The sequence below is a fragment of the Micromonospora sp. RL09-050-HVF-A genome, from assembly GCF_019374995.1.
In the GTDB taxonomy this organism is placed as follows: domain Bacteria; phylum Actinomycetota; class Actinomycetes; order Mycobacteriales; family Micromonosporaceae; genus Micromonospora; species Micromonospora antibiotica.
Window position 1 is genome coordinate 3,713,186 of the sequence record NZ_JAGKQP010000002.1, and the last position, 24,798, is coordinate 3,737,983.

Here is a 24,798-nt window from a genome sequence, read left to right on the forward strand (position 1 = left end):
AGGGGTCACTTGCCCCACGGCGGACCAGTGTACGGGTAGCGCCCCGACTTTCCCAACCGGTCCCGCCCGGTACGTTTCGACAGGCCGTCAGCCGGTCGTCCGCACCACTGCCCGCGCCTGCGAAAGGATCTTCTCCTCACCGCACCGGGCGGTCACATCGAGCCTGGTCAGCCCGGCTTCGGTGACCTCCTTGACCACCGCGTCCACGGTGATCTCGGTGCCCTCGTCGTCGTCCGGGACGACCACCGGCCGGGTGAAGCGCACCCCGAACTCGACCACCGCGTCGGGTGCGCCGGCCCACTCGGTGACCGCCCGACCGACCAGCGCCATGGTGAACATGCCGTGGGCGATCACCCCGGGCAGACCCACCCTGGTGGCGGTCCGGTCGTTCCAGTGGATCGGGTTGAAGTCGCCCGAGGCGCCCGCGTAGCGGACCAGGTCCGCCCGGGTCACCCGGAACGTCCGGGTCGACAGTTCCACGTCAGGACTCCCCACGTACGACGAGCTTGGACCAGACGGCGACCACCGGCTCACCGGCCGAGGTGGTCACGTCGGTGCGGGTGGTCAGGAAGGCGTGCCCACCCCGGTTGCTGATCTCCTCGATGGTGTTCACGCAGACCAGCTCGTCCCCGGCCACCACCGGCCGGGTGTACGCGAAGCGCTGGTCGCCGTGGACCACCCGGCTGTAGTCGACCCCGAGCGCCGGATCGTCGACGATCTGCTGGCTGGCGGCCATGGTGATCAGGACCGGGAAGGTGGGCGGGGCGACCACGTCCGGGTGGCCGAGGGCACGGGCCGCCGCCGGGTCGTGGTGGGCCGGCTCGGTCGCTCCGATGGCGGTGGCGAACTCGCGGATCTTTTCTCGGCCCACCTGGTAGGGGGCGGTCGGCGGATACGTCCGGCCGACGAAGGACGGGTCCAGGGACATGCCGCCGAACCTACACGGGACGCACGAACGCCGACCCGTACGGGCAGGCGGCTGTGAAGGCCGCGCCATCCGTGCGGATCGGCGTCCGGGTTGGTCGCTTGCGGACCGGGCTGGCCAGGTGGCCGACCGAGGGTCAGCGGGTCTCGCGGTGGGCGGTGTGCTTGCCGTCCCGGGGGCAGAACTTCTTCAGCTCGATGCGGTCCGGGTCGTTACGGCGGTTCTTACGCGTGATGTAGTTGCGCTCTTTGCACTCCACACACGCCAAAGTGATCTTCGGCCGGACATCGGTCGCCTTCGCCACGGCGGAGTGCCTTCCTCGCTACGGATATCAACTACAGCGCATCAGCCTACGCGGAAGATGCCTGGACATGCAAAGTGGGCGCCTGTGGCGCCCGTCCCACTCACCACCGGGGATGAGCCCGGAGGACGAGAGTAGCGGTGGCCGGAATTGAACCGGCGACACAGCGATTATGAGCCGCTTGCTCTGCCATCTGAGCTACACCGCCGAGGCGGATCCCAAAGGACCCTCTGAGCCCCCTTACGGAATCGAACCGTAGACCTTCTCCTTACCATGGAGACGCTCTGCCGACTGAGCTAAGGGGGCCTACCCGATCACCCCGGAGGGCGTCGCGCAGGGGATACATTACACGGCACCGCGCCGGGGGTGAAATGGGATCCCCCGATACCGCGTCGGCACAGCTCAGGGCACTACGCGGAGCCTCGGCAGCTCATCCGCGCCGGTCGCCTCCTGGTCCGCCTGGGCACCGAACCAGGCCTCCAACCGCTCGTACGGCAGCGGCCGGCTGAACAGGAAGCCCTGCCCGATCTCGCAGCCGATGTCCTGGAGAAGTTCGAGGGTCAGCTCGCTCTCCACCCCCTCGGCCACCACGGACAGGCCGAACTGCTGGGACAGCGACACCACCGCGTTGACGATCGCCAGGTCCCCGGGGTCGGTCGCCATGCCCTGCACGAACGACTGGTCGACCTTCACCTCGTGCACCGGCAGCCGGCGCAGCTGGGCCAGCGACGAGTTGCCGGTGCCGAAGTCGTCGACCGCCAGCCGGACGCCGAGGTCCCGCAGCCGGCGCAGGGTGGGGATGGGCCGCTCGGTGCCGTCCAGCACCGCCGCCTCCGGGATCTCGACGGTCAGCAGCTGCGGCGGGACGCCGTACTCGGTCAGCAGCTCCCCCACCCGGTCCGGGAAGTGCCGGTCGGTCAGCGAACGGGCGGCGATGTTGACCGCCACCGCCAGCGGCTGCCCGGTGTGGCTCCAGTCCCGGCTGCGGCGCAGCCCCTCGCGCAGCACGAACTCGGTGAGCCGACCCAGCTGGCCGGTGTGCTCGGCCACCGCGACGAAGTCCTCCGGGGAGACCGTGCCGTGCGCCGGATGCTCCCAGCGGGCCAGGCACTCCACCCCGAGCAGGCGACGGTCCCGCAGGGTCACCTTCGGCTGGAAGTAGACCTCCAGCTCCCCCTCGTCGAGAGCGCGACGCAGGTCACCGGCGAGCCCGAGCCGGCGCAGCGACCGCGACTCCAGCGCCGGGTTGAACAGCTGCACGCTGCCCGGCACCGCCTTGGCCGCGGTGGCCGCCAGGTCGACCCGTTGCAGCAGCACGGCGGCGTCACTGCCGTGATCCGGATGCACGGTCACCCCGACGGCGGTGTCCACGTCGAGGGTGAGCGCGTCGAAGACCATCTCGTCGCGGATCTGCTCGCGGAGCTGGCCGGCCAGCTCCAGGGCCGCCTCGGCGTTCTCCAGCCGCAGCGTCACCAGGAACTCGTCGCCCCCGGCCCGACCCACCAGGGCCGACGACGGGGCGCAGGCGCGCAACCGCTCGGCCACCTCGACGAGGACCTTGTCCCCCGCCGCGTGCCCCAACGACTCGTTGACCTGCCGCAGCCCGTCCACGTCGAAGAGCAGCACGGCGACCACCTCGCCCGGCGCGCGGATCTTGACCGCCTCGGCCAGCGCGGCGGTGATCCGCCGCCGGTTGGGCAGGCCGGTCAGCGCGTCGTGGTAGGCGTCGTGCCGCAGCCGGTCGACCAGCCGGGAATTCTCCAGGGCGACGGCGGCGTGCGCGGCGACGGTCTCGAAGACGGGGATGTCGCTCGTGGTGAAGTGGCCGATGTCGCTGAGCCGGTTGGTCACCTCCAGGGTGCCGATCACCGCCTGGCCGGACCGCAACGGCACCACGATGGCGTCCTTGACCTGCTGGGCGCCCACCTCACGACGCAGCGCGGTGTCGTCGCCGAGCAGTCGGCCGATGGACAGCGTCTTGCCCAGCTCACGGGCCTGTTCCCGGAAGACCGTCGGGGTGGGTGCGACGTCGAGCAGGCCCGGGGTGTCGACCCGGGCGGTCAGCAGCACCTCGGGGTGCCGGCGCTGGGCGGGCAGCCAGAGGGTGGCGTACTCGGCCTGCATCAGGCCCCGTACCCGGTCCAGGAGGATGTCGGCGATCGCCCCCTCGGCGCTGTTGGTGAGCAACCGGGTCAGGTCGTACATGCCGGTGAGGGTGCGGTGCTGCCGGAAGAACTGCGAGTAGGAGCGGTAGACCTGGAACAACGCCGCGAACAACGCGGCCAGCAGCAGCGCCGACCACCAGGTGGTCTTCAACGCGATCAGGACGAGCAGGCCGACCGAGGCGTTGATGGAGGTGGTGAGGAAGACCGACGGCGCGGTACGCAGCGCCTCCCGGCCGGCCTGCCAGCCCTGGAGCAGTACGTGCACCCCGGCCACCGAGAGCAGACTGACCAGAGTGATGGTGTTGACCGCCAGGAACAGGCTGCCCCAGGTCCCCGGCCCGACCCCCTTGATCGGGGGCAGGGCCAGCAGGAGCAGCCCGGCCAGCGAGGTGGCCGCCGCCGCTTTCGCGACGTTGAACCACAGCTTGGCCGGAGCGAACCGGTGCGACGCGCTCCAGATCAGCACGGAGAGCGTGTAGATCAGCACCACCGTCAGCGGTGGCAGGAAGAAGAGCGCGACGACGAGGGGCACCTCGGTCAACGTCACCCCGACCGACTGCCGCCGGACGATCACGTTGAGAACCGGGATGCTGATCCCCGTCATCGCCACGAAGAGCACGAACGCCAAGCCCCACTCCCCGAACTCGGGAAGCAGGACACCGATCGCGGTGCTGAAGACGATGGCCAGCAAGGCCAAGGGGGCGGTGATGAACCAGGCGCGTTCGGTGGACTTACGCCGCTGATCTCGGCTGGCCATGCGCCACCCTCTCCCTGAGAGACGTCACCCCCAGGACACCGGGAGCGGGGACGACGCGGGGGCTTAGCGCGCGCCGCCCATCGTCCAGACGACGTCCGCCATTTGCGCGCTGCCGTCGATGGACTGAACGCCGGCTACGGCGAGTCCACCGAGGATGGTGGCGAGCACGAGGAGCGAGCCAAACAGCCGGCCCAGCCTTCGACCAGACATGATTGCTCCTGTCGAGAGAGTGTTCACGGGGGATGGTGGAGGTTCCACGATCGTGCCACACCTCGGGTACCCAGAAAAGCGGGGAGAGCGGCGCTGGTCCGAGCAGCGGAGAGGTTCCGCCGTTCGGACCACCGCCGTCACCTCCCCGTGCCAGATCAGCGGCACCAGGACGGGTAACAGCCTCCACGAATCGCCCAATGTCACTATCGACGCAAACCCGATCTTTAACGGCGCGGGGCCGCTGCCCGGGCGGCAGGGCGACCGTCGTATTCGAGGGTCGCGACGACTGCTCCCGGAACCGTCACATCGATCACCATAGCTCATTTCGTCAGGTACGGAAGCGGCCTGTCGGGAGTCGACGGACTCCGCACCAGATCAACGACAAAACGCGCTAACGGTGGCGAGCTGGCGCGAGCAGGCGAAACACCCGCCAGAGGCGGTCGGACCCCGTGATGTCGCACCCCGATGGTGTCGTGAATCCATGACATCGCAGACACCGGTGACGCCGGTGATCGAGGAACGGGCGGTCCAGCCCTACGTGGGGATCCGACGCACGGTGACGATGGGGACCATCGGCGATGCCGCGGACGCCCTGTCGGACCTGTTCGGCTGGCTGGCGGCGCAGGGGATCGCCCCGGCCGGCCCGGACTTCCTGCGCTACCACGTGATCGACATGGCGCGGGAGCTTGAGGTCGAGGCGGGCGTACCGGTCCCGGCCGACGCGCAGATCACGGTCGAGACGCCCATGCGGACCGGCGTGCTGCCGGCCGGCCGCTACCTCACCACCACCCACGTCGGCGACCCCGACGAACTGGTCGCGGTGACCGGGGCGTTCCTGGAGTGGGCGGAGCGCAACGGGTTGCGCTGGGACGTCAGCGACACCGGGGCGGGCGAGCGCTGGGGCTGCCGGCTGGAGATCTACCACCTCGGCCCGGACGACGACCCGGACCGGAGCACGTGGAAGACGCAGCTGGCCTTCCGACTGGCGGACTGACGAGGACGGGCGGACCATTCGTACGCCATCCGCACAGCACCACTGCTATCAGGCAATTTGCAGTATCTGCCGCTTTACTTGAATTTCGGGCCAGGGTTTTCAAGTACGGCGAGCTACTGCGAGAAGCGGATGGCTCGCCGGGTGGTTATCCCGGAGACAACGTCGGCGTGACGGCGGACCATGTGCCGGTGCAACCAGACGATGTGCTCACCCGCCTCCAGGAGGCCGCCGTCCTGTGGAGCGTCGGGTCGGGCACGCCGGCCGAGGTGGTCGAGGCGGCCTGCGACTGCCTGATAGCGGGGGTGGACAGCCCGACGCTTCGGATCCTTGCGGGCATTTCGGCCGATCCAGGCGGCGAGAGCGACGAACTACGTCGGTGGCTCGGGGATACGCTGGCGGAACTCTCGCTGACCTTCTTCCCGCAGGGCAGCCGGGCGGGTGAGGACGAAGCCGTCCGGATCATGGCCCGCCGGTTGCTCGACCGGACGATCACCGCCCGCGCCCTCACCTCCTGGGCGTACGGGTTCATCACCCGGGACGGGACTCCGCTGGCGGCCGGGCTCATCGACCTTGAGTACGCGTACGAGATCGTCGAGGCCGTCGTCCACGACGGGCAGCCGTACCCGGACGATGCGGCTGCCGGAGTCGATGCGGACGTGGTCGCCGAAGCGCGGCGGCTGATCGGCGGCACAGCGGAGAACGACTGAGCCACCGCCGTCAGCCGAGTTGCCGCCTCGACGTCCGTGGTGTTCCGGCCGCCAGGGACTCCGCCCGGCCGCGCTGCTCGCACCGCGACCAGGGGATACCTGGGATGGTTTGGGGGTATGTCGGGGGTTATGGTAGGTCAGAACGGTGCGATGGACGAGGAGCACGCGCGGCCGGCGGGAGTCGACGACGCGACGGTCGAGGCGTTGGGCAAGCTGAGTGAGGCGTTGGAGACGATCCACCGGGTGCGCGGGCACCTCTACTCCGCGCACCAGCTCGTCGGCGGCGCGGATCTCACCCTGGACCGGGTGGTGGAGTTGCTGCGCGGGGCCGGGCACGACGAGGTGGCCGACCGGGTCGAACACGAGCTGCTGGGGCGCAACCTACTGCCCGGCCGGTGGACGTTCCAGATCGTGGAGGAGTTCGACGACGGCTACTACGCCACGTTCCAGGAGATCGAGCGGGACGCCCGGGAGAAGCTGGCCGGCGGTCGGCGGCACCTCTACGAGGCCGAGATGAAGCAGCGGCGGCGTACCCACGGCATGCCCGGCCACGAGGCCACGCCGGAGTCGGCGCGGCCCGACCGCGACGGCCGCTGACCGACCCGGTCGCGACGGGCTGCATAACGGAACCGACGGCGCCGGGCGGAGCGGGACGCACGATCGACTCAGGGGAGGCGACGTAGCGGTGTCCGGCCAGCCTGAATACCGCTACATCGGCCCCCGGGCGAGGCGGGTGAGGTCATCCCGGCCCACCGGCAAGGCGGGTGGGGTCACCACTGGCGGCGTACCGTCGCTTTGGGGCCGGTGACCAGGGTGGCGGGCGGGATGTCGTCGGCGACCACCGCGCCGGCCGCCACCACGGCGTCCCGGCCGATGCGGACGCCGGGGAGGATCGTCGCGCCGGCCCCGATCCAGACGTTCTCCGCCACGTCGATGGGCGCACCGGTCAGCCACTCCCGCCGCTGCACGGGGTCGACCGGGTGGCCGAGGGTGATGAAGGTGGCCTTCGGGCCGACCATGACGCCCTCGCCGAGCCGAATGCCGGCGTAGTCGAGGAACGTGCAGTTCTGGTTGATGAACACCCGCTCCGCGATCTCCAGGTTGAGGCCGTGATCGGTGTAGAACGGCGGATAGATGGTCACCCGCGCCGGCAGCGGCCGGCCGAGGAGCTGCGCCAACAACTCCGCCCGGCCGGCCTCGTCGGTGAAGGGCAGCACGTTCAGCCGGGAGGTCAACTCGGTGGCCCGCAACACCCTCGCGGCCATCGCCTGGAACTCGGGGCTGTGGATGCGCATGAAGCGCTCGTCGGACATCCCGCGATCCTCGCCGACGCCGCCGCCCCGGGGCGCTGCGGGCCACCGCCGTTCACCGCCGCTCCCCCGCCCGCCCCGGCGGGCCGACCGGTGCCCGCATCAGCCGCCGCGCCTGGGTCAACTCCTCGATGAGCCGGTCCACCTGCCCGCTCGACAGCAGCACCGCCTGGGTGCCGCCGTACCGGGTCGCGTCCAGCTTGATCGACGGTTCGCGCCTGATGAACCGGTCGACGAGCAGTTGCAGGCTCACCCAGCCGGTCCGCTCCCGCCCCACGGTGGCGAGGAACCCCCGGTGCATCGGGTCGTTCGGCCCGCACCCCCGGCACCACACCGGACAGACGACCGGCCGACCACCCTCACTCATCGCCGACCCCCGGACGGCCGTCACCCTGACCAGCGACCCGATCGGCCCCCGACGGGCCACCGTCGCCCCGGCCCGGATCGCCCTGGTCGGCCGCCTGGGTCAGCAGGTCGCGCAACTGGTCCGCCAGCTCGGCAGCCTGAGGCAGGGACAACTCGGCCCAGGCATTGCCGGCCCGACAGGTCGCGTGCACCCCGACGAGCGGCGCACCCGGGACTTCCGCGCTGATGAGGTACGTGACGACGAGGCCACTCGCCCGACTCTCACCGACCCGCAGCATCGGGCCACGGTGCCGGCGGGCCATGTGCGGCATCACCGGCGGAACCAGGAAACCGCACCGCTCGGGGGTACACCACGGCGGGTGGGTGGTGGTCGGCTTACCGGTACGGGTCATCGCCGCCACCGCCCACCGTTACCCCGACGTGCCTGGCCCACCGTCAGCAGCGGGGCACACCGCAGGGTGGGCAGTTCGCGGGTCACCTCGACCGACCACCATGGCGTGGCGAGCGGAGGTGCAGTGGACGGGCCCGGCGGGGCGTTGCGGCGGACAGGTCGTGACGGTGAACGCCTTCGAGACCGCCAGGACGAGAACCAATCGCATCGACGATGAGTGCCGGACATCACACCTCCACAGGTAACCGGGGCGAGGACCCCGGGTTGCTTGGCTGCCAGCGGCATGGCCTGGCCCTCCGAACGGCCTGAGTCCAAGACCGGCTCACGACAGGACCGACATTGGCGGCAACTGGCTTAAGCCAGCTTCGATGAAGGGTGGCAGGCTGTCAATAGCTGGCTTGAGCCAGTTGCGCTAGCCTGGATACCACCTTGAGGAGTGGTGATCCGATGAGTGACCAGCAGGAGCGGCAGCCTCCGAGCCGCCGCATCGCCGAGGAGCTACGGGCCGCGATCATGCGCGGTGACCTCGGCGACGGCGACCAACTACCTTCCGAACGCGATCTGGCAGCCAGATACGCCACGGCCCGCAACACCGCCCGGGAGGCATTGGGCATCTTGCAGGCCGAGGGCCTTGCCCAGGCGCAGCACGGCCGAGGCGTGTTCGTACGCCTGCGGCGTCCGCTGATGAGGATGGGTCGCGACCGGTACTCCCGCCGGGCGCGGAACGAGACCGGGCTTTCGCCGTTCCGCATCGAGGTGGAGCGGCAGGGACGGACCCCGCACACGGAGTGCCGGTCGGTGACCACCGTGCAGCCGCCCGCCGAGGTCGCCCAGCGGCTGGGGCTCGCCGCCGGCCAGGAGGTCATCCGGCGGGAGAACTGGTACTTCGCCGACGACGAGCCTATGCAGGTCGGAGTGACCTACATCCCGACCACGGTGGTCGAGGGATCACCACTGGCGAGTGAGAAAAAGCTCGGCCGAGGCAGCATCTACCAGCGGTTCGAGGATCTGGGTTACCCGATCGCGCGTATCCGGGAGGAGGTGAGCGCCCGGATGCCGACGCCGGACGAGGTGAAGGGGCTCTCGATGCCGCCGGGCGTGCCCGTGATCGAGTTGCTGCACACGAGTCTCGATGGTGATGGACGAGCCTTCGAGGTGACCCGGTTCGTCATGCGCGCCGACGTGAACGGCCTGGACTACGACATGCCCGTTGAGGACTGACCACCGGCGGGTCAGCCGGGCAGGTATCGCCCGGGTGGCCGGTCTCGCGCTGCTGTGGGGGTCCGGCTTTCTCTGGATCAAGCTCGCGTTGCGCGGTTTCAACCCGGTGCAGATCGTGTTCGCCCGGCTCCTGCTCGGCTTCCTGGTCCTGACCCCGATCGCGCTGTCCCGGGGACTCCGCTTTCCATGGCACAAGCGACTCTGGGGTCACCTGTTCGTGGCCGCCATGGTCGCCAACGCCGTGCCGTACCTGTTGTTCAGCATCGCGGAGGAGACGATCGGGTCGAACGTGGCAGGGGTGCTGAACGCGACCACGCCGCTGTGGACGCTGCTGCTGGCATTCCTCGTCGGCGTCGACCGGGCCGTCACCGTCAAGAAGGCCGCCGGCTTCGCCCTCGGGTTCCTCGGGGTCGTGGTCATCTTCTCGCCGTGGGAGTCCGCGAGCGAGATCGCCAGTTGGGGCGGCCTCGCCTGCCTCGCCGCAGCCGCCAGCTACGGGCTCGGCTACGTCTACATGGGCCGGTTCCTGTCCGGGCGCGGAATCCCGCCGCTCGTGCTGTCGGCGGCCCAGCTCGGCGCGGCCACGGTTCTGCTGGTGCCGGCGCTGCCGTTTGCCGGATTGGAGTCGCCGGTGTGGCGGCTCGACGCGTTGGCGAGCCTGCTCGTCCTCGGGGTGCTCGGCACCGGGGCCGCCTACGTCCTGAACTACCGCATCATCGACGACGAGGGGCCGACCGCCGCATCGGTGGTCACCTACCTGCTGCCCGTCGTCGCAGTGGTCCTCGGATGGGTGATCCTCCGCGAGGCTGTCACGACCGTGATCGTGGTCGGTATCGCCCTGGTCCTCGCCGGAGTCACCCTGACCCGGCGACGGTCCACCGAAATCGGATAACCCACACTTCACATCGATCAGCAATCCTCGTACCCGGGTGGTGCGGATGGCCCGCCCGTCCTGATGGTCACCGAGTCGAAGCCGGCCACCGACGCTCCCCGCTGAATCGGATCGTCGGCTCTGAACCGCGTGGAGGACGCTGATGCAGGTCGTCATGGCAACCCGCCCGGCCAAGCCCGACCAGCCCAACGAAGACTTCACCGGTGCCGTACCGAATGCCGTCGTCCTGCTCGACGGTGCCGGCCTGTCCGGCACCACATCTACCTGTCTCCACGGCGTCGCCTGGTACACCCGCCGGCTCGGCGGGGCGCTGCTCGGCCAACTGGCGGCCGACGACGGCCAGGATCTCACCGCCATCCTCGGCCAGGCGATCGTGGAGGTTGCCGACGCGCACCGGGACACCTGCGACATCAGTGATCCGAGCAGTCCGTCAGCAACCGTCACCATCTTTCGGATCGACGACGACCGCGCCGATTACCTCGCGCTCGCCGACTCCGTGCTGGTCCTCGACCACGCCGGGGACGTTCCCGAGGTGATCACCGACGGGCGGGTGGACGCCGTGGGCAGCCGCTACCGCGCCGCGATGGACGCCGCCCCGAACGGAACTGTCGAACACGACCGGGCGCTCCGCGAATACATCGAAGCCCTCCGCGCCCACCGCAACCAGCCCGGCGGGTTCTGGGTCGCCGCCGACGATCCGGGGGTGGCGGCGGAAGCGCTGACCGGAAGCCGGCCTGTGTCAGGACTTAGGGGTGCCGTCCTGCTCAGTGACGGGGCCAGCCGCATCGTGGACCAGTTCGCTCTGGCGGATTGGCCGGAAGTTCTCGCGCTCATCGCCGAGGAAGGGCCGATTGAGGTGATCCGGCAGGTCCGGGCGGCAGAGACCAGCGATCCTCAGGGCAGAAGGTGGCCGCGCGCCAAGGCGTACGACGACGCCACACTGGCCGTGTGCACCCGGTTTACCGCCCGACGTACGCCCGCAGGGCCGGGGCGATAATCGTCACTCATAGAAGGGGATCAGCATGGAGACTTGGCGAGTCCTCGCGGGCGCTGCCATGAGCGTGGCCATGTGCCTCTTGGGCGTCGCTCTTGCCAGCAATTTTCGTGGCGTGACTGAATGGCACGTGCAACGGTCGATGTCCGCCGCGAGCGTGAGCCGGCGGGTTCCGCCGTGGCGTTGGCTGCCTGACGTCTCGCACGATAAGCGCCTGGCACGATTCATCCTGCTGGAACGGGTGATTGGCGGTGCTTTCGCCGCGGTCGGTCTCGTGTTCCTGACAGTCCTCGCCAGAACCGCCTGATCGAGCGAGACTCACGAAAGCGGCCCCTGACCGGCGTTCTCGCTGGTCAGGGGCCGCTTTGTGCACCTGGTGGCGGGTAGAGGATTCGAACCTCTGTAGCTTTCGCGACGGATTTACAGGGAACGCACGATCTTGGGAACCACACCCCCTCCGACCAGCTACTTTGCGTCGATCATGAGGACTCAACCCCCCGCGTTCCCGTGATGCTCCCGCAGCGGGAACGTCTCAGCTGAGCGCCTTGCCGATCCGGTCGTTAACCCCGTCCTCTCCCCCGTCGATGCAGTTGGCGTAGACCCGCAGCAGCACGGCGACGCTGTGGCCCAGCCGGCGAGCGACCTCGGTAGCCGGGACGCCAGCGTTCAGCCAGAGCGAGGCAGCCGCGTGGCGCAGGTCGTACGGGCGGCGTGCCAGAGGCGAAGCGGCCTGAGCGGGGGTTAGCGCCTTCTCCCGCGCGAGCTTCCACCACCGGTCATAGACGGACTCGGACAACGGCCCGCCGTGCAGACCTCGGAACAGCCGGCCGTCCGGGGCTGTGCCGTACTCGGTGATGTGTCGATGCAGGAGCGCGACGAGCGGCGGTGGGATCGGCACCGGACGGGTGTCGTTGCGTGCCCGATGCTTAAGGCCGCGCCGCTCGTGAGGCTGTCCATCGTCGGTCCACGCCTTGCCGGCCCTGGGAGCAGTACCGCTAAGGGTGATCCTGCCCCAGCCATACTCGATCTTCTCGTGCTGGCACGAGCCAGCCGGCAAGGCGGTCACGTCGACCAGGCCGTCACCGCAGATGACGCAACGGCCCGGCAGCTCACAATCAGAACGGCGCAGGTCGGCGGCTTCCGAAGGACGAGTACCCGCGTAGTAGAGGCAGCCAAAGAAGGCGGTCACCCGATCGGCCCGGCTGCCGAGCGCCGCCACCGCCGCGAAGAGCGCAACGACCTGAGCCGGGTTGGCGACCACCCGCCGATCGACGGCTGAGGCAACCTCAGGGGCAGTCCACTGAATACGATCGATCGGGTTCGCGTCCAGACGACCCAGCTCGACCGCGTACCCGATCGCGTTGTAGAGGATCGCCCGCTTACGGCGGACCGTGCTCGCAGCCGCAGGTTTACCGTCGAGTCTGAGGCACAACCCGTCGAGAACACGGCGCACCGTGGCCGGACTTTCCAACTCGGTGACGAGCAACGAGGAACGCTCGATCCAGGCCAGAGCGTCAGCGTGTGACGCGGGCACCTCTTCAGTCCAGTTCCGAGGAATCAAGGCGTAGCGGTATAGCGCCTCGCGGAGCACGGCCATGTCGGGACGGTTGCGCCGTTTCGACCCGACCAGGAGGAGCGTTACATCGGTGAGCGCTTCGACCGTCCCTCGACGTGACTTCGCGGCCAAGCGAGGCCATTTGCGGCCCATGTACTCACGGACGTGCACGTACCAGGTAACAGCGTTACGTGCCCGCACCTCAGCCAGCGGCCGACCAGTGTCGGTGTCGAACGGCTGGCCGTCATTAGCAGCCTTGACCAGCTCTGCGCGGAAGGAGCTAGCAAGCGCCTTCTTTTGAAACAGCTCCTCGAACGGTCGGGAAGCACCCTGCACCGTCCAACGAACCCGGTACCACACCTTTCCCCGGATCGTGCGCTTGCCAATGTCCCAGATCCGAACCTCGAAGCTCTTCACGCCGCTTCGCTTTCCAAGTCACTCAGCCAGGCTTCAAGCACCGAGCGACGTACCCGCAGCTCACCATTCGGCAGCTTGTAGACACGCGGAGCCCTGCCGGTCTGTCGCCACAGGTACCAGGTTGAACGCGGAATCCGCAGCTCCTTCAGCACCTCAGATACCGTCAGCAAACTGTTATCGACTCCCATCACCATCGTCCTTTCTGGTTTGCTGTCGGGCCGTGCGGATGCGGTCACCGATCGCGGAGGCGAGTTCGAGTTGCTCGGGGGTGTCGTAGCCGATGCCGAGGATCTGCCAGTCGTTGGCGACCAGGACGTGGGTGTCCTCGGGCAGGCCGGCGTCGGTGAGCGCCGTGCGGAGCTGGTGGGCCTGACGCTCCGCCCGCAGGTTCTTGAAGGTCGTCGAGTAGATGCGCGACTTGGTGAGGAAATGGCCCCGGAAGCCGAGCATGTGCGCCCAGTGGCGCAGCTTGAGTTCGGTGTACTGGTCGAGGCCGCCGAGGTCCCAGGCGGTTTGGATCATGGCCCGGTGGTGGTCGGACACCCGCAGCAGACCGATGTGCGCCTGTGAGCGAATGCGCCGGTCACCGGTTTCGGTGGCCCCGGTGCCCTTGGTGGCGTACTTGGCGATGTAGCCGGCGAGCCGGGTGTCGTTGACGACCTGGTCGCCATCGTCGCCGTCGTTGGTGACGTCGATGTCGGTGGCGGTGATGTCCTTGACGTCGACCTGCTTGCCCCACTGGAGGACCAGCGCGGTTCCGTCGGGTCGTGCGGTGTCCAGCTCGACGGACGAAGCCGCGGTACGGACCGCGTCGGTCAACACGTCCGGGGTGAGCCAGGCCGGAGGCATCGAGTCCGGGCCGGAGGGTCCGTCGGCGCGGATGACGGCGTGGAAGTGGACCAGGCCGCGCCGCTGGTACTCGGCAACCTTCGCGTAGGAGATCCGCAGGTGCGCCCCGGACGCGCGGACGGTGAGGCCACCGGCGGCGGCGACGGCCCGGCGGAGGGCGATGGTGAACCGGTGCCAGAGTTGCCCGCTGTGTGCCTGCCACAGCACCGCCCCGATGTAGTCGTAGGTGCCCGGATCGAGCGGGCTACCCAGCAGCGGATGCCCTTCCGGGTGCCAGCGCCCGCAGGAGCAGGGCCGCTTGCCGGGCCGGTTGTGGACCGCGCCGAACGACGGAGCGGTGAGGGTCACGAACAGTCGGGTTGACCGGGCGACGGTGTCGGGGACGCCCTTGCCGCCGTTCATGCCCGCGTGGATGAGGTGCCAGGCGTCGGCGGCGTACCGGTCGGCGCAGGTCGGGCAGACCGCAGCGCGGCGGGTGCCGCAGGAGGCCCACACCCGGCCCTGCCGCGCGGCGATCAGGTCCCCGGTGCCGAGGTGGCGGACCTCCCACTTGCCGACGAGGCGGACGGGCTGGAGGCAACCACGAACCGACTCGACGCCGGCCCGCCATTCCTTGTACGCCGGCGACCGCATCCACCGGGTCAGGGCCGCCTCAGGGTCGTGCACCCGTTGAGGTGCACGGGGTGGTGATGGCATGAGGTTCCTTCGGAGGCAGGGCCCGCCGCGCTCCCCGGGATCGAGGAGCACGGCGGGCCAGGGTGAGTCAGAGAAGGTCGGCGGGGCTGGTGACCGTGATGGGGTTCAGGTCACGGACCCGGACGGCGGGTCGGATGTCCGGGGTCGGGGTGGTGTGGTCGTCCCGATGGGGGTCGAACATGGCCACTGCGGCCCGGGTGGTCTTGGCCCGGTACATGGCCGCGTCGGCGTCCGCGAGTGCGGCGGGTAGGTCATCGGCGGTCCGGGCGAGGCCGATGCTGGCGGTGACCGTGACCGTGATGCCGGTGGGCAGCGGGATCGGAGCCGCGATTGCTCGGGCGAGCCGGTCAGCGACGCCGGCCGGGTCGGGGCCGTCGATCAGGGCCGCGAACTCGTCTCCGCCGAGTCGGGCTGCCGTGGTGGTGATGGTGCGGAGCCGGCCGGCGACGGTGGTCAGCACCAGGTCTCCGGCGGCGTGGCCGTGGGTGTCGTTCACGGGCTTGAACCCGTCGAGGTCGATCACCGCCACGTGCGGCCGGGTGGGGGCGAGGCGTATCCACGCCTGGGTGAGCCCGGCCCGGTTCGCTAGACCGGACAGCGGGTCACGCAGCAGGGCTTGCCGGAGGGTGGTCAGCTCGGTGTGGAGGGCGGTCACGCGGACCACGGTTCGCCGGTAGCGCGTGAGGACCAGGACCAGGACGAGAGCGACGGCCAGGAGCAGACCGAGCGCGAGCGTAAGCGACGGGAGGTAGGACACGGCAGGTCTCCGATCAGGGGGCCGGTGGTCCTGCCGCGCCCGCAGAAAAGGAGCGCGGCAGGACCAGAGGGAACCGGTGGGAGAAGGTCAGTGCGTGTAGCCGTTGGCGGTGACCGGGGTGAGCCGGTCGACCACCCGGGCCGCGATCGGCAGCGGTAGACGGGTGACGCGCTGGACGTCGACGGCGGTTACCGGAGTGGGCGAGTCCGCGACGAGTTGCCGGATCTGCGCCTGCATTCCGGCCGGGATGCCCAGCCCCTCCAGCTCCACCACCGCAGCCGGAACCGGGGGCAGGGGCGGGGGCGGAGTCTCCGCCCGAGGGACCGGGGCCGGGGCCGGGGTGGGGGTGGTCTGCTGGGGCATGACCGGAACGGTCGGGACGTTGACCACCGCAGCCGGAGCCGACACGGTCGGTTCGGTCACCTTGGCGTCAGGCTTGGTCAGGACGATGGCCCGGCGTGCTTGGGTGCAGCGCGCCTGGACGATGGGCATGACTTCGGCGAGGAAGAACACCAGGACCGGCACCATGATGTGCGCGGCGAGCATCCCCGCGCTGATCGAGCCTTCACGCGGCCACAGCGCCGGTACGACGTTCATGACGAGGGTGGAGCCGAGGAGGAACCGTTTGAGCCAGTCGACGGCCCCGGAGTCGATGTCGATGCTCCGGGCGATCATCGCGGCTTCCCATCGCAGGATCGTGATGAGGATGCCGACCAGGCACGGTTCGACGCCCCAGCAGCCCCACCACACCGGGTCGGCCGGGGTGAGGTGACCGGCCAGGAAGTCCTGAACGCCGGTGGTGGTGAACACCGACCCGACCGCCAGGAACACCCACAGCGACCGGGTCACCGACACCCGTAGGCGTTCGATGTCGACGATGTCGAGCGCGGCGGCGTCCTGCTCCAGGTCGTGAAGCTGCCGCGCCACGTCCAGCCGGCGGGACAGCTTGCGGACCGGCCGAGGCGGTTTGGCGCCCTGCCGCGTGTCGCTCATCGCTGGCCCGTCGCGGCGAGTTCGGATACCGGCCAGCCGGCGACGCGGACGAGTTCGGCGATGTCGGAGTCGTCGCAGTACGCGGCCCGGACACGCACCGGGGTACGGGAACGCTGCTTGACGACGAACCCGATCCCGGCCGACTCCGGCACGTTCGGGATCTCATCGGCCAGAGCGCCCCGGCGGCGCATGTCCTCACCGAGAACCATGTCGACGTGCCCGGACGACGTGGTCCGCAGGCACACCCGCAGGGAGAACAGATCCCTTTGCGGGATGACGTCCTTGGTGGGTTCCTGGAGCGCGCCGATCACGGTGCCGCCCAGCGCGCGAGCCTGCGACAGGATCAGCGGCAGGACGGCCTGAGCGCCCTTGGTCAATGACCGGTCGCCGTACCCGGTCACCGCGCCCAACTCATCGAGGACCAGGACGTCCAGTGGGGTGTCCCGGGACATGGTGAAGGTCCGCCGGCCCTGCTCTGCCAAGGTGCGTTTACGTTCCTGCATCGTGGTCCAGAAGCCCTGGATGACCTCGACGATGTCGCCGTCGGTCTCGGCGTACCGGTACGACACCGGCTGGAGGGCGTTGAGTTCGGTGCCCTTGGGGTTGACCACGTGCAGGCGGACCAGGCCGTCACGGATCAGCGGCGCGCACGCCCGCAACGCCATCCACGTCACCGAGTTCTTCCCCGACCCGGAGGCCCCACCAACAAGCCAGTGCTGACCCAGCAGCGGCGCGACCCAATCGGTGCCGTGTTCGGTCTCACCGAGGTACACCCGGGACAGGTCCACCGCATCGGAGTCGCCCAGGAGGTCCGGCGGGATGATCGGTTGCGTGAACGGCTCCGACCGCTGCACGACCAACGCGATCACCTGGGGGCGCACCCGCTCGACGCCCACCCGCTCCGCCTGCAACGCGACCGCCAGAGCCTCAGCGGCTTCCTCCCACATTTTCGGCGTCTGCCCCAGCAACAGCCGCACGTAGACGGTTTCCGTGGACGGGGAGTGCGAGCGGATGCGGATGATCCGGGGCACGTTGATCACACCCGTCGTGCGGTGGACCGTGACCAGGTTGCACGCCTCCACCACCCGGCTCCACCACGGCCCGAGGTAGGCCCGCGACAGCCACCGCCGCCGCACCGCCCGCAACCGAGGTGCCGCCACCAGCTCCCAGGAGTCCGGGTGACCCCGGTACCAGCCCACCCCGGCAGCGACCGCACCGGCCATCACACCGCCCGTGGTCGCCGGCCCGAACTCCAGCATCCCCGCGCCCAGCACGGCCGGAGCCGCCACGAACCCCGGGTGCCTGGCAGCCCACCCCGCCACACGCCATTCCCAACCCCGAACGCGCTTACCCATCTCCCGCACCTACCTTCATCAAATCGGATGCAATTCCATTACTGATGTTCTGGGCATGGAAAAGGCCCGGATCGGATTACCAACCCGGGCCTTCTCCGTCGAACAACTGTCGGTCAGCGGACCGCTTCGAGCATCTTCTTCGCGAGCGTCGTCGCCCGTTTCGCCTTGTCGGTTTCCTCCAGCCACGGCGTGGCCTCTTCGAGGAGAATCAGCAGCACCGCCACCGATCGACGCAACTCGTCGTAGTGCTTCATGTAGCGGTACCGCTCCGGCATTCCCTTCATCGACCTGCGCAGCAGACGCATCGCCTGATCAACCCCGTCATAGGTGTCAGTGACCCGGTACGACATCAATTCACCTTCCACGGCTTAGCGATCAGATCCGCCTCATACGTCTTGACCCGCACGCTGAACGACCGCAGCGACTCCACCGCCTGACGGTGCGCCTCCTCCAGGTCCTCGATCCGGGCGGCGAACTGGTACAGCGTCCCCGGCGGCGGCTCACAGGACTTGATCAGGCTTTTCACGCCGTCGAGGAGCAACGCCAAGCCCTGCACGTTGCCGACCAGCGCCTCATACCGCCGCCGGCCGGTCATCGACTTCACCATCTCCGGCACCAAATCCACACCTGCTCCTTCCGGTCACGGAAGCCCACACGATCGGTGGACACCACCCACCCCCGGGAACCCGCACCCAGGAGGGATGGAAACCACCGACCAGGCGGTCACTCCCGGCCCGTCAGACGCCACACCCGCCGCCACCGACGCGTCTCACGACGAATCAGCCCGAAGTTCACCGAAACCGAAAGAATCAGCAACCCGATAAGCGTCAACTCAAAATCAGACATAGCAACCTCCCCTCAATTTGTCGAATAGTGATATCAACCTGTTTTAGGCAAGGTTCTATCCACTGTGTAATTCTCAATGAACATGCTGCCGAGGATGGACCGATCAACGGCCCATTGCCTCGACAAAGTGCCCCGACCCGACTCGAACGGGTCACCCACCAGACAGGGGCGGGGCGAACGATCAGAAACGCGCCCGACTCACCGCGCAGTCTTGAGGCCCTGCGCCTTCCACGTCAGACCCGACCGGCCGTCCCGCTCCCAGTGCGACACCGTCGGCCCGATCAGCTCCACCAACTCGCCCTCCTCCACCACGCCCGGTTCGGTCGAGAGGGTGACCTTCAGTTCCTCGCCCTTGCCCCGGTAGCCGTCCTCGGTCGCTACCGGCTTGGCGAACACCGCCACCGTGTAGAGCGGGTCGTTCGTGCCGTAAGCCGTGAGCACCTTCCCCTCCTGATCCGCCTTGATCGACGGCTCCTCCACCACCCGCAGCTTGTAGCCGGACAGGTTCACAGGAATGTTCCGCATCTGGGCTTCTCTCCTTCGGTCGACCCTCAGGTGGTCGGACGTCGTTGCCTTAGGTGGGTCCGAGTAGGGCGGACACAGCGGTCCCCAGCCTCGGAGGGGTCTGGAGTTGCCTCCGTAACCCCCCTTACGCCACAACCGTAAGTCGGGCTTCCGCCTTCGTCAAGGGGCCACTCTAGGTTTCCGTAACCCCCCTTACTAGACTGGCCTCACCACCCCGGAGGGAGAGTCTGTGGAAGAGCTACAGAGGGTCAGAGACACCCCGGACCCGCTGGATCGGGTTCGGCTGGCGACTGAGGCGATGGCCGACTATCAGGCTGCGATCGCCGAGTTCGGCAAGCTGCGCCGGGACGCCGTGGACTACCTACGCAGCCAAGGTATGACGTTGGCGGAGATTGCCGACAAAGCAGGCGTAAGTCGCGCACGGCTGTCACAGCTCAGCGCCGCGCCGAAGAGAGCCCCGGAGCGCATCCTGTTCTCGGAGGGGTCGACCGTGACGTTCGCAGTCGATACCAAGCAGGAGAGCGGGTCTGGGCGTCCGGTCGTGCACCAGGAGCACGCGGCTGCGATCGAGATCCTTAACCGCACCGTTCGCCGAACTGGCTTGGAACCCGTCGAGGTCGAGTACATCGTTCCTCCCGGCCTAATTGATCTCAACCGCGAGGGGTTGGTGGTGATCTGTGGTCCGCGACGGTCGCCACTAATCGCGCAGATGCTAGCGGCGGACGAGCGTTACGGGTTCGAGAAGGATGCCGATGGTTGGTATCTGCATGATAAGGCGACCGGGCGTCAGTACCGTTCCCCGGAGGATTCGGGCAAGCCCGGTGACTATGCCTATCTGGGTCGCCTACCGAGGCCGGACGGGCGGGGTTACTGGCTTTACATGGCTGGAATCCATGCGCCAGGCGGTCAGGGTGCGGCAATGTATCTCGAACAGGAGCTAAGCGACCTGTATCGGGACGTGAAGGCTACTCGTTGGTCATGTCTGGTCGAATGCGAGTGGGACCCCGAATCGCGCCAGATCCAGCGCGCGGAACTTCTGGCACCAATCCATCAGCCCGGGAGGAAGAGTGCACGTAAGCGTAGCCAGTGAATCCGGACGTCCCGATGGCAGGAACGAGGATTGGGCCGGAGCCACGACGAGCGTTGCCGTTGTCCTTGACGGACTGTCAGAGGCGTCCGAGACGGGCTGTGTCCATGGAACGCCCTGGTACGTGCACCAGCTTGGAAGCAAGCTGTTGTGGCTTGCGGGCAGCTCTGGTCGTGGCTTAGGGGAGGTGTTGGCAGAGTCCATCGACGCTGTAGCGGCCATGCATCGCGACTCCTGCGACCTCGCCCATCCGGGCTCCCCGTGCTCGACGGTAGCCATAGTGAGAAACGTCGGAGAATCGCTGGAGTATCTTGTTCTCTCGGACTCCGTCATAGCGCTTGATCGAACCAACGGTGAGCCGGTAGTGATACAGGACAAGTCGGTCAACGCCTACGCTTCAGATAGCGCACGGGCCGCCAGTTCCGGCAAAGACAAGAGTGACAAAAGCGCGCTCTTCACGCTGATTCGTGAACAGCAACAGGTGAGAAACCAGCCCGGCGGCTACTGGGTAGCGCAGGTCGACCCGTCGGCGGCCGATCATGCGATGTCCGGACTTGTAGAAGAGGTACGCGGCGCTGCCCTGCTGTCGGATGGTGCCGCTCTTCTGGTGACCGACTTCAAAGCGATGGATTGGCCCGCACTACTGGCCTTCTCCTACGAACAGGGCCCATCCGCCTTGATCGCGGCCACTCGGGAGTATGAGGACCGTGATCCGGATGGTTTGATCTGGCCAAGGTACAAGCATCGGGACGACGCCACGGCGGTGATCTGTCGGCTTTAGCGCGTGGTCCGGGCGTAGCGTGTTCAGACTTTCTTTACTTGGTCAAGGGCGGGCCTGCGGCCCGCCGCCGTGTCGCGCCGGGGCGCGCGTGCGGCCTGGCGGCCGGTCACGCCCCGGCGCACGGCGTAGCAAGAGGAGCGATCGACAGCCGCAGCCGGGCGGGCCGGACGCACGCGGGATGCCGGGGCACGCGCAGCGCCCGACGCCTGCCGGACAACCCCGTGTACCCCGGCGCTACGACGGGCCGCCGCCGGAGCTGGGCTCCGAGAATGCCGCGCGGGGGAGGACCGGCAAGCCCCAAGCATGGGGGCGGCGGTCACGGTGCCCCGGCTGGTGACCCCCCGTGCCAGCTCCTACCGCTGTCCAGGTCAGTTCAAAACCGGCACCTGGGAAGGGGGTGGGGGCCGCCGTGGGCGAGGTAGTCGACCAGGGGCCGGCTGCGTTGCTGGTCCGGGTCAGGTCAACGGCGCTGCTGTGGCGGTGTCCACCGGGTGTTCGGCCGTGACACGAAAGCCGAGCCCGACGTCAGGCGCCCATCAGAACGACGGACCCGCTTGAGGCCCGCCAGCCGTACGAAGATCTCCCGCTTGGTGACGGCCTGGCCCTGGCCGTCGAGCTGGTAGCCGGTCACCCACGCCCAGCCGTCATAGGTGGGCCGGGGGCAGACCGAGATCACCCGGAACACGAAGGCCGGTGTCCGCGCGAACTGCACCGACGCTTCCCGGCTGATCAGCAGTTCCTCACCCGGCGTCGGGGGCTGGAGACGGGGAAGGCCCCGTGCCTCAAGAGACATGATCTCCCCTTCCTGCGGTGGCCCTGCCCGACCGGTGTCGGAGGAGACCGGCCGGGCAGGGGTACCGCCGCACCGGGGCGGGTTCGGGTCCTCCACGACCAGCACAGCGGGATAGCCGCACCCTATCCCAACCGGTTTATGGTGGTCCATGGTCTACCAAGCCTGACCAGCGTCCTCCCTGCCCACCTACCGTCAAGACGTGATTGACCCCGAAGGGCCGGTGCCGCTGTATCAGCAGTTGGCGGCAATCCTGCGCGAGCGGATCGAGCGCGGCGACCTGGTGCCCAACCGGCCGATCCCGAGCGTTGCCCGGCTCCAACAGGAATACGGCCTGGCGCGCGGCACCATCCTGCACACGGTGCGCGTGCTGGTGGAGGAAGGCTTGATCTACGTGGTGCCCGGCAAAGGCGCGTTCGTCAAGGAGCGTTGAGCCGGTGCCCGCTCAGTAGCGATCAACGCGGACGTAGCCGCCGCACCACGGATAGACACCGGACCATGATCAGCGTTCCCGCCATGTTCCCGTGGAGGCTCGTAGACGGCTAGACCGCACTGGACTCGGCTAGATCAACGAGAACGGCCCTGTGGTCAGCGTTTCCGCTGTTCACAGGGCCGTTCGTGCACCTGGTGGCGGGTAGAGGATTCGAACCTCTGTAGCTTTCGCGACGGATTTACAGTCCGCTCCCATTGGCCGCTCGGGCAACCCGCCAGGGCACACCACCGCGTCGCAACGCGGCAGCGGAGCAAGGATAGCGGTCGCCCCCGGGGGGATGGCAACCGGGTACCGTCAGAGGGTCGTGGGGCTGGTCAGCACCGCGACGACCCTGACAGACCGCCGGACAAGCAGGAGCATCAGCATGGCAGCGAACCCGTCGTTCGACATCGTGAGCAAGGTCGACCGGCAGGAGGTCGACAACGCCCTCCGCCAGACGGAGAAGGAGCTTGCCCAGCGGTTCGACTTCCGTGGCACCGGCGCCGAGATCTCCTGGTCGGGAGAGGAGGCGATCAGCCTCCAGGCGGAGACCGAGGAGCGGGTCGCCGCCGCGCTCGACGTTTTCAAGGAGAAGCTGGTCAAGCGGAACATCTCGTTGAAGTCCCTGGACGCCGGTGACCCGCGTTCCTCGGGCAAGATTTTCAAGATCGACGCCAAGGTGATCCAGGGCATCGAGTCGGACAAGGCCAAGGCGATCAGCAAGAAGATCCGCGACGAGGGCCCGAAGGGCGTCCAGGCGCAGATCCAGGGCGACCAGCTCCGGGTGACCGGCAAGAAGAAGGACGACCTCCAGGCCGTCATCACGCTGCTCAAGGGCGAGGACTTCGGGGTGGCCCTCCAGTTCACCAACTACCGCTGACCCGCTAGCCGGGCTCCACCCGACCGGGCGGTCGTCCCCCACGGGGACGGCCGCCCGCCGCACAAACCCCGGAAGACGGCGGGGCCGCGTACACCCGAGGGGCGCGCGAGGTGGTCAGACGGTGACGGGGTGTTCGGCGCGGACGGCGGCGGCCTCGGCGCGGGCGATCGGGCCGCCGGGCAGGGCCGCGACGGCGGCCCCGACGCCGACCGCCCCGGCGGCGAAGAGGAACGCCCAGGGCACCCCGCCGGCGTGGTCGACGATCAGGCCGGCGACCGCGCCGCCGGCCGCGCTCGCCGCCACCGACATGGTCACCACCCAGGTGTACGCCTCGTTGAGCATGCCCGTCGGGGTGATCCGCCCGACCAGGGTGTTCTCCAGGGTCAACGCGGGGGCGATGGTGGCCCCGCCGATCACCAGGGCGATGCCGAGGGACACCGGGCCGGGCATCACCGCGAAGATCGCCAGGGTGCCGGCCACCGCCGCGAGCAGCCAGGCGAACTGGCGGGTCATGTTGGCCGCCGGGCGGCGTACCCCGAACCAGAAACCGCCTGCGGCGCTGCCCACCCCCCAGACGGCGAGCAGCAGGCCGGCCAGGCTCTCCGGGTCGTCGGTGGGCTGGTTGCCGGCGAACGCCGGCACGATCACCCCGGCCGCGCCGAAGGCGATGCCGAGGCTCGCCACGCAGACCAGCAGCGCCGGGAATCCGCCCACCCGCAGCGGGCCGAGCCCCCGGGCGTGGTGCTCACGCGAGTGGGGCCGCCAGCCGCGCATCACCCGGCCCAGCGCCACCCCGGCGGTGCCGACCAGGGTCACCACGGCCGCGCCGAGCAGTGCGGCGGCGGCGTCGGCCAGCAGGACGAACCCGGCCACCAGCAGCGGACCGAGCACGAAGACGACCTCGAACAGCGACGTCTCGGCGGCCAGCGCGGTGTTGCGCAGCTGGTACCGGCCGCTCGCCGGGGCGGTCAGGTCGTTCCAGGCACCCCGGATGGCGGCGGTCAGCGGCGGGTAGGTGGCCCCGGCCAGACCGGCGGCCAGGTAGATCAGGCGCAGGTCGGCGTTGTCGGCGCGGCTCGCTCCGAGCAGCCCGAACAGGGCCAGCGGGTGGGCAACGGCGGTGACCAGCAGCACCGGGGTGGGGCCGACCCGGTCGGCGATCCGGCCGGCGACCGGGCTGAGCGCGGCACCGGACAGCGCGTAGATGCCGCCGGCCACGGCGGCGAGGGAGTACCGGCCGGTGACCTGCTCCACGACCAGCAGCAACGCCAGCGGCGTCATCCCGATGCCGAGGCGACCGACGACACCGAGGAGCAGCAGCAGCGGCGCCCCGGGAATCCGCCAGACGCCCAGGTACTGGCGCAGTGCGGCCACGGTGGCACCTCCCAGGAGACGATCAGGTAACGACTCAGAACCCTGTAGACCCTAACGCCGCAGGTCGCTCCAGGAATGGTCGATTCACTCACACCCCGGGCCGCTGACCCGGTGGCGGCGAGAGGGTAACTTGCTGATCGACCCAGATACATACACCGCTGAATCGCCCCCGACGCCGTAGGAGGTCC

General features: G+C 68.9%; 29 protein-coding genes, 3 tRNA genes and 1 pseudogene. 11 read left to right on the forward strand and 22 right to left on the reverse strand.

Features of this window, described 5'->3' with window-relative positions; translation table 11 throughout:
- Positions 1-87: 87 nt before the first annotated feature.
- From J7462_RS16085 to J7462_RS16115, 7 genes are all read right to left on the reverse strand, one after another.
- On the reverse strand, positions 88-480 hold the full coding sequence (locus tag J7462_RS16085) for a MaoC family dehydratase (protein ID WP_219464753.1): 393 nt from the start codon (positions 478-480) through the stop codon (positions 88-90).
- Between the two features lies 1 nt (position 481).
- Positions 482-928, reverse strand: coding sequence for a MaoC family dehydratase N-terminal domain-containing protein (locus tag J7462_RS16090; RefSeq protein ID WP_219464755.1), 447 nt, complete (start codon positions 926-928; stop codon positions 482-484).
- A 133-nt stretch (positions 929-1,061) separates the two neighbouring features.
- Positions 1,062-1,229 carry a 50S ribosomal protein L33 gene (rpmG, locus tag J7462_RS16095; RefSeq protein ID WP_091242082.1) on the reverse strand — a complete coding sequence of 56 codons (168 nt, stop codon included), beginning with the start codon at positions 1,227-1,229 and terminating at the stop codon, positions 1,062-1,064.
- 132 nt (positions 1,230-1,361) lie between these two features.
- Positions 1,362-1,434 (reverse strand) — tRNA-Met (locus J7462_RS16100).
- 25 nt (positions 1,435-1,459) lie between these two features.
- A tRNA-Thr gene (locus J7462_RS16105) sits at positions 1,460-1,532 on the reverse strand.
- 96 nt (positions 1,533-1,628) lie between these two features.
- Entirely contained in the window at positions 1,629-4,148 is a 2,520-nt protein-coding gene (locus tag J7462_RS16110; protein ID WP_219464757.1) for a bifunctional diguanylate cyclase/phosphodiesterase, read from the reverse strand.
- A gap of 63 nt (positions 4,149-4,211) precedes the next feature.
- Complete coding sequence (locus J7462_RS16115; protein WP_169733070.1) at positions 4,212-4,358, reverse strand: hypothetical protein; 147 nt, start codon at positions 4,356-4,358, stop codon at positions 4,212-4,214.
- Positions 4,359-4,839: 481 nt separating this feature from the next.
- On the opposite strand from J7462_RS16115, the gene J7462_RS16120 reads away from it, so the two are divergent.
- The 3 genes from J7462_RS16120 to J7462_RS16130 all read left to right on the forward strand — a co-directional run bounded on the left by J7462_RS16120 (position 4,840) and on the right by J7462_RS16130 (position 6,656).
- Entirely contained in the window at positions 4,840-5,352 is a 513-nt protein-coding gene (locus tag J7462_RS16120) for a GyrI-like domain-containing protein (RefSeq protein WP_219464759.1), read from the forward strand.
- A 188-nt stretch (positions 5,353-5,540) separates the two neighbouring features.
- Entirely contained in the window at positions 5,541-6,059 is a 519-nt protein-coding gene (locus tag J7462_RS16125; protein WP_219464761.1) for a hypothetical protein, read from the forward strand.
- A gap of 150 nt (positions 6,060-6,209) precedes the next feature.
- Positions 6,210-6,656, forward strand: a complete 447-nt coding sequence (locus tag J7462_RS16130; protein WP_219464763.1) for a hypothetical protein — start codon at positions 6,210-6,212, stop codon at positions 6,654-6,656.
- A 173-nt stretch (positions 6,657-6,829) separates the two neighbouring features.
- Here the strand turns inward: J7462_RS16130 and J7462_RS16135 are convergent, their stop codons facing one another.
- Genes J7462_RS16135 through J7462_RS16145 form a run of 3 tightly spaced genes read right to left on the reverse strand, consistent with a single transcriptional unit; the run spans position 6,830 to position 8,127 of the window.
- The gene (locus tag J7462_RS16135) at positions 6,830-7,372 is read right to left on the reverse strand and encodes a DapH/DapD/GlmU-related protein (RefSeq protein WP_255597745.1); all 543 of its coding nucleotides are present in this window, start codon (positions 7,370-7,372) and stop codon (positions 6,830-6,832) included.
- 52 nt (positions 7,373-7,424) lie between these two features.
- Complete coding sequence (locus J7462_RS16140) at positions 7,425-7,736, reverse strand: precorrin-4 C11-methyltransferase (protein WP_255597746.1); 312 nt, start codon at positions 7,734-7,736, stop codon at positions 7,425-7,427.
- Positions 7,729-8,127 carry a hypothetical protein gene (locus J7462_RS16145; RefSeq protein ID WP_219464765.1) on the reverse strand — a complete coding sequence of 133 codons (399 nt, stop codon included), beginning with the start codon at positions 8,125-8,127 and terminating at the stop codon, positions 7,729-7,731. Before J7462_RS16145 ends, J7462_RS16140 begins: the two co-directional genes overlap by 8 nt.
- A 446-nt stretch (positions 8,128-8,573) precedes the next feature.
- On the opposite strand from J7462_RS16145, the gene J7462_RS16150 reads away from it, so the two are divergent.
- From J7462_RS16150 to J7462_RS16165, 4 genes are all read left to right on the forward strand, one after another.
- Positions 8,574-9,347: a GntR family transcriptional regulator gene (locus J7462_RS16150; RefSeq protein WP_219464767.1), complete on the forward strand. Its 774-nt coding sequence runs from the start codon at positions 8,574-8,576 to the stop codon at positions 9,345-9,347.
- Positions 9,337-10,239 (forward strand): DMT family transporter, encoded by a 903-nt coding sequence (locus tag J7462_RS16155; RefSeq protein WP_219464768.1) that lies wholly within the window; start codon positions 9,337-9,339, stop codon positions 10,237-10,239. Before J7462_RS16150 ends, J7462_RS16155 begins: the two co-directional genes overlap by 11 nt.
- 154 nt (positions 10,240-10,393) lie before the next feature.
- Positions 10,394-11,236, forward strand: coding sequence for a protein phosphatase 2C domain-containing protein (locus J7462_RS16160; protein ID WP_255597747.1), 843 nt, complete (start codon positions 10,394-10,396; stop codon positions 11,234-11,236).
- Positions 11,237-11,261: 25 nt separating this feature from the next.
- Positions 11,262-11,540: a hypothetical protein gene (locus J7462_RS16165; RefSeq protein WP_219464770.1), complete on the forward strand. Its 279-nt coding sequence runs from the start codon at positions 11,262-11,264 to the stop codon at positions 11,538-11,540.
- A gap of 225 nt (positions 11,541-11,765) precedes the next feature.
- On the opposite strand, the gene J7462_RS16170 is transcribed toward J7462_RS16165, so the two are convergent.
- The 9 genes from J7462_RS16170 to J7462_RS16210 all read right to left on the reverse strand — a co-directional run bounded on the left by J7462_RS16170 (position 11,766) and on the right by J7462_RS16210 (position 19,226).
- Complete coding sequence (locus J7462_RS16170) at positions 11,766-13,205, reverse strand: tyrosine-type recombinase/integrase (RefSeq protein ID WP_308290917.1); 1,440 nt, start codon at positions 13,203-13,205, stop codon at positions 11,766-11,768.
- On the reverse strand, positions 13,202-13,399 hold the full coding sequence (locus tag J7462_RS16175; protein ID WP_208568231.1) for an AlpA family transcriptional regulator: 198 nt from the start codon (positions 13,397-13,399) through the stop codon (positions 13,202-13,204). Before J7462_RS16175 ends, J7462_RS16170 begins: the two co-directional genes overlap by 4 nt.
- Complete coding sequence (locus J7462_RS16180) at positions 13,380-14,687, reverse strand: replication initiator (protein WP_219470387.1); 1,308 nt, start codon at positions 14,685-14,687, stop codon at positions 13,380-13,382. Before J7462_RS16180 ends, J7462_RS16175 begins: the two co-directional genes overlap by 20 nt.
- Before the next feature lie 130 nt (positions 14,688-14,817).
- Entirely contained in the window at positions 14,818-15,507 is a 690-nt protein-coding gene (locus tag J7462_RS16185; RefSeq protein ID WP_219464771.1) for a GGDEF domain-containing protein, read from the reverse strand.
- A gap of 87 nt (positions 15,508-15,594) precedes the next feature.
- Positions 15,595-16,500, reverse strand: coding sequence for a hypothetical protein (locus tag J7462_RS16190; protein WP_219464772.1), 906 nt, complete (start codon positions 16,498-16,500; stop codon positions 15,595-15,597).
- Positions 16,497-17,585: a cell division protein FtsK gene (locus tag J7462_RS16195; protein ID WP_219470389.1), complete on the reverse strand. Its 1,089-nt coding sequence runs from the start codon at positions 17,583-17,585 to the stop codon at positions 16,497-16,499. The genes J7462_RS16190 and J7462_RS16195 overlap by 4 nt, the downstream gene beginning before the upstream one ends.
- 383 nt (positions 17,586-17,968) lie before the next feature.
- A complete protein-coding gene (locus tag J7462_RS16200; protein WP_219464773.1) occupies positions 17,969-18,205 on the reverse strand; it encodes a hypothetical protein in 237 nt (78 codons plus the stop codon).
- Positions 18,205-18,480 (reverse strand): hypothetical protein, encoded by a 276-nt coding sequence (locus tag J7462_RS16205; RefSeq protein ID WP_219464774.1) that lies wholly within the window; start codon positions 18,478-18,480, stop codon positions 18,205-18,207. The genes J7462_RS16200 and J7462_RS16205 overlap by 1 nt, the downstream gene beginning before the upstream one ends.
- A 419-nt stretch (positions 18,481-18,899) precedes the next feature.
- Positions 18,900-19,226, reverse strand: coding sequence for a hypothetical protein (locus J7462_RS16210; protein ID WP_219464776.1), 327 nt, complete (start codon positions 19,224-19,226; stop codon positions 18,900-18,902).
- A 229-nt stretch (positions 19,227-19,455) separates the two neighbouring features.
- On the opposite strand from J7462_RS16210, the gene J7462_RS16215 reads away from it, so the two are divergent.
- The gene (locus J7462_RS16215) at positions 19,456-20,316 is read left to right on the forward strand and encodes a sigma-70 family RNA polymerase sigma factor (protein WP_219464777.1); all 861 of its coding nucleotides are present in this window, start codon (positions 19,456-19,458) and stop codon (positions 20,314-20,316) included.
- Positions 20,317-20,593: 277 nt separating this feature from the next.
- Positions 20,594-21,094, forward strand: coding sequence for a hypothetical protein (locus tag J7462_RS16220; protein ID WP_219464778.1), 501 nt, complete (start codon positions 20,594-20,596; stop codon positions 21,092-21,094).
- Positions 21,095-21,614: 520 nt separating this feature from the next.
- Here J7462_RS16220 and J7462_RS16225 read toward each other — a convergent pair.
- Positions 21,615-21,887, reverse strand: a pseudogene (locus J7462_RS16225) (hypothetical protein); the annotation flags it as partial.
- Between the two features lie 199 nt (positions 21,888-22,086).
- Here J7462_RS16225 and J7462_RS16230 point away from each other — a divergent pair.
- Entirely contained in the window at positions 22,087-22,317 is a 231-nt protein-coding gene (locus J7462_RS16230; protein ID WP_219464780.1) for a GntR family transcriptional regulator, read from the forward strand.
- A 192-nt stretch (positions 22,318-22,509) separates the two neighbouring features.
- Here J7462_RS16230 and J7462_RS16235 read toward each other — a convergent pair.
- Positions 22,510-22,593, reverse strand: a tRNA-Tyr gene (locus J7462_RS16235).
- 148 nt (positions 22,594-22,741) lie between these two features.
- Here J7462_RS16235 and J7462_RS16240 point away from each other — a divergent pair.
- On the forward strand, positions 22,742-23,236 hold the full coding sequence (locus J7462_RS16240) for a YajQ family cyclic di-GMP-binding protein (RefSeq protein ID WP_219464781.1): 495 nt from the start codon (positions 22,742-22,744) through the stop codon (positions 23,234-23,236).
- Between the two features lie 114 nt (positions 23,237-23,350).
- Here J7462_RS16240 and J7462_RS16245 read toward each other — a convergent pair whose 3' ends face one another.
- Entirely contained in the window at positions 23,351-24,610 is a 1,260-nt protein-coding gene (locus tag J7462_RS16245) for an MFS transporter (RefSeq protein ID WP_219464782.1), read from the reverse strand.
- Positions 24,611-24,798: the final 188 nt, after the last annotated feature.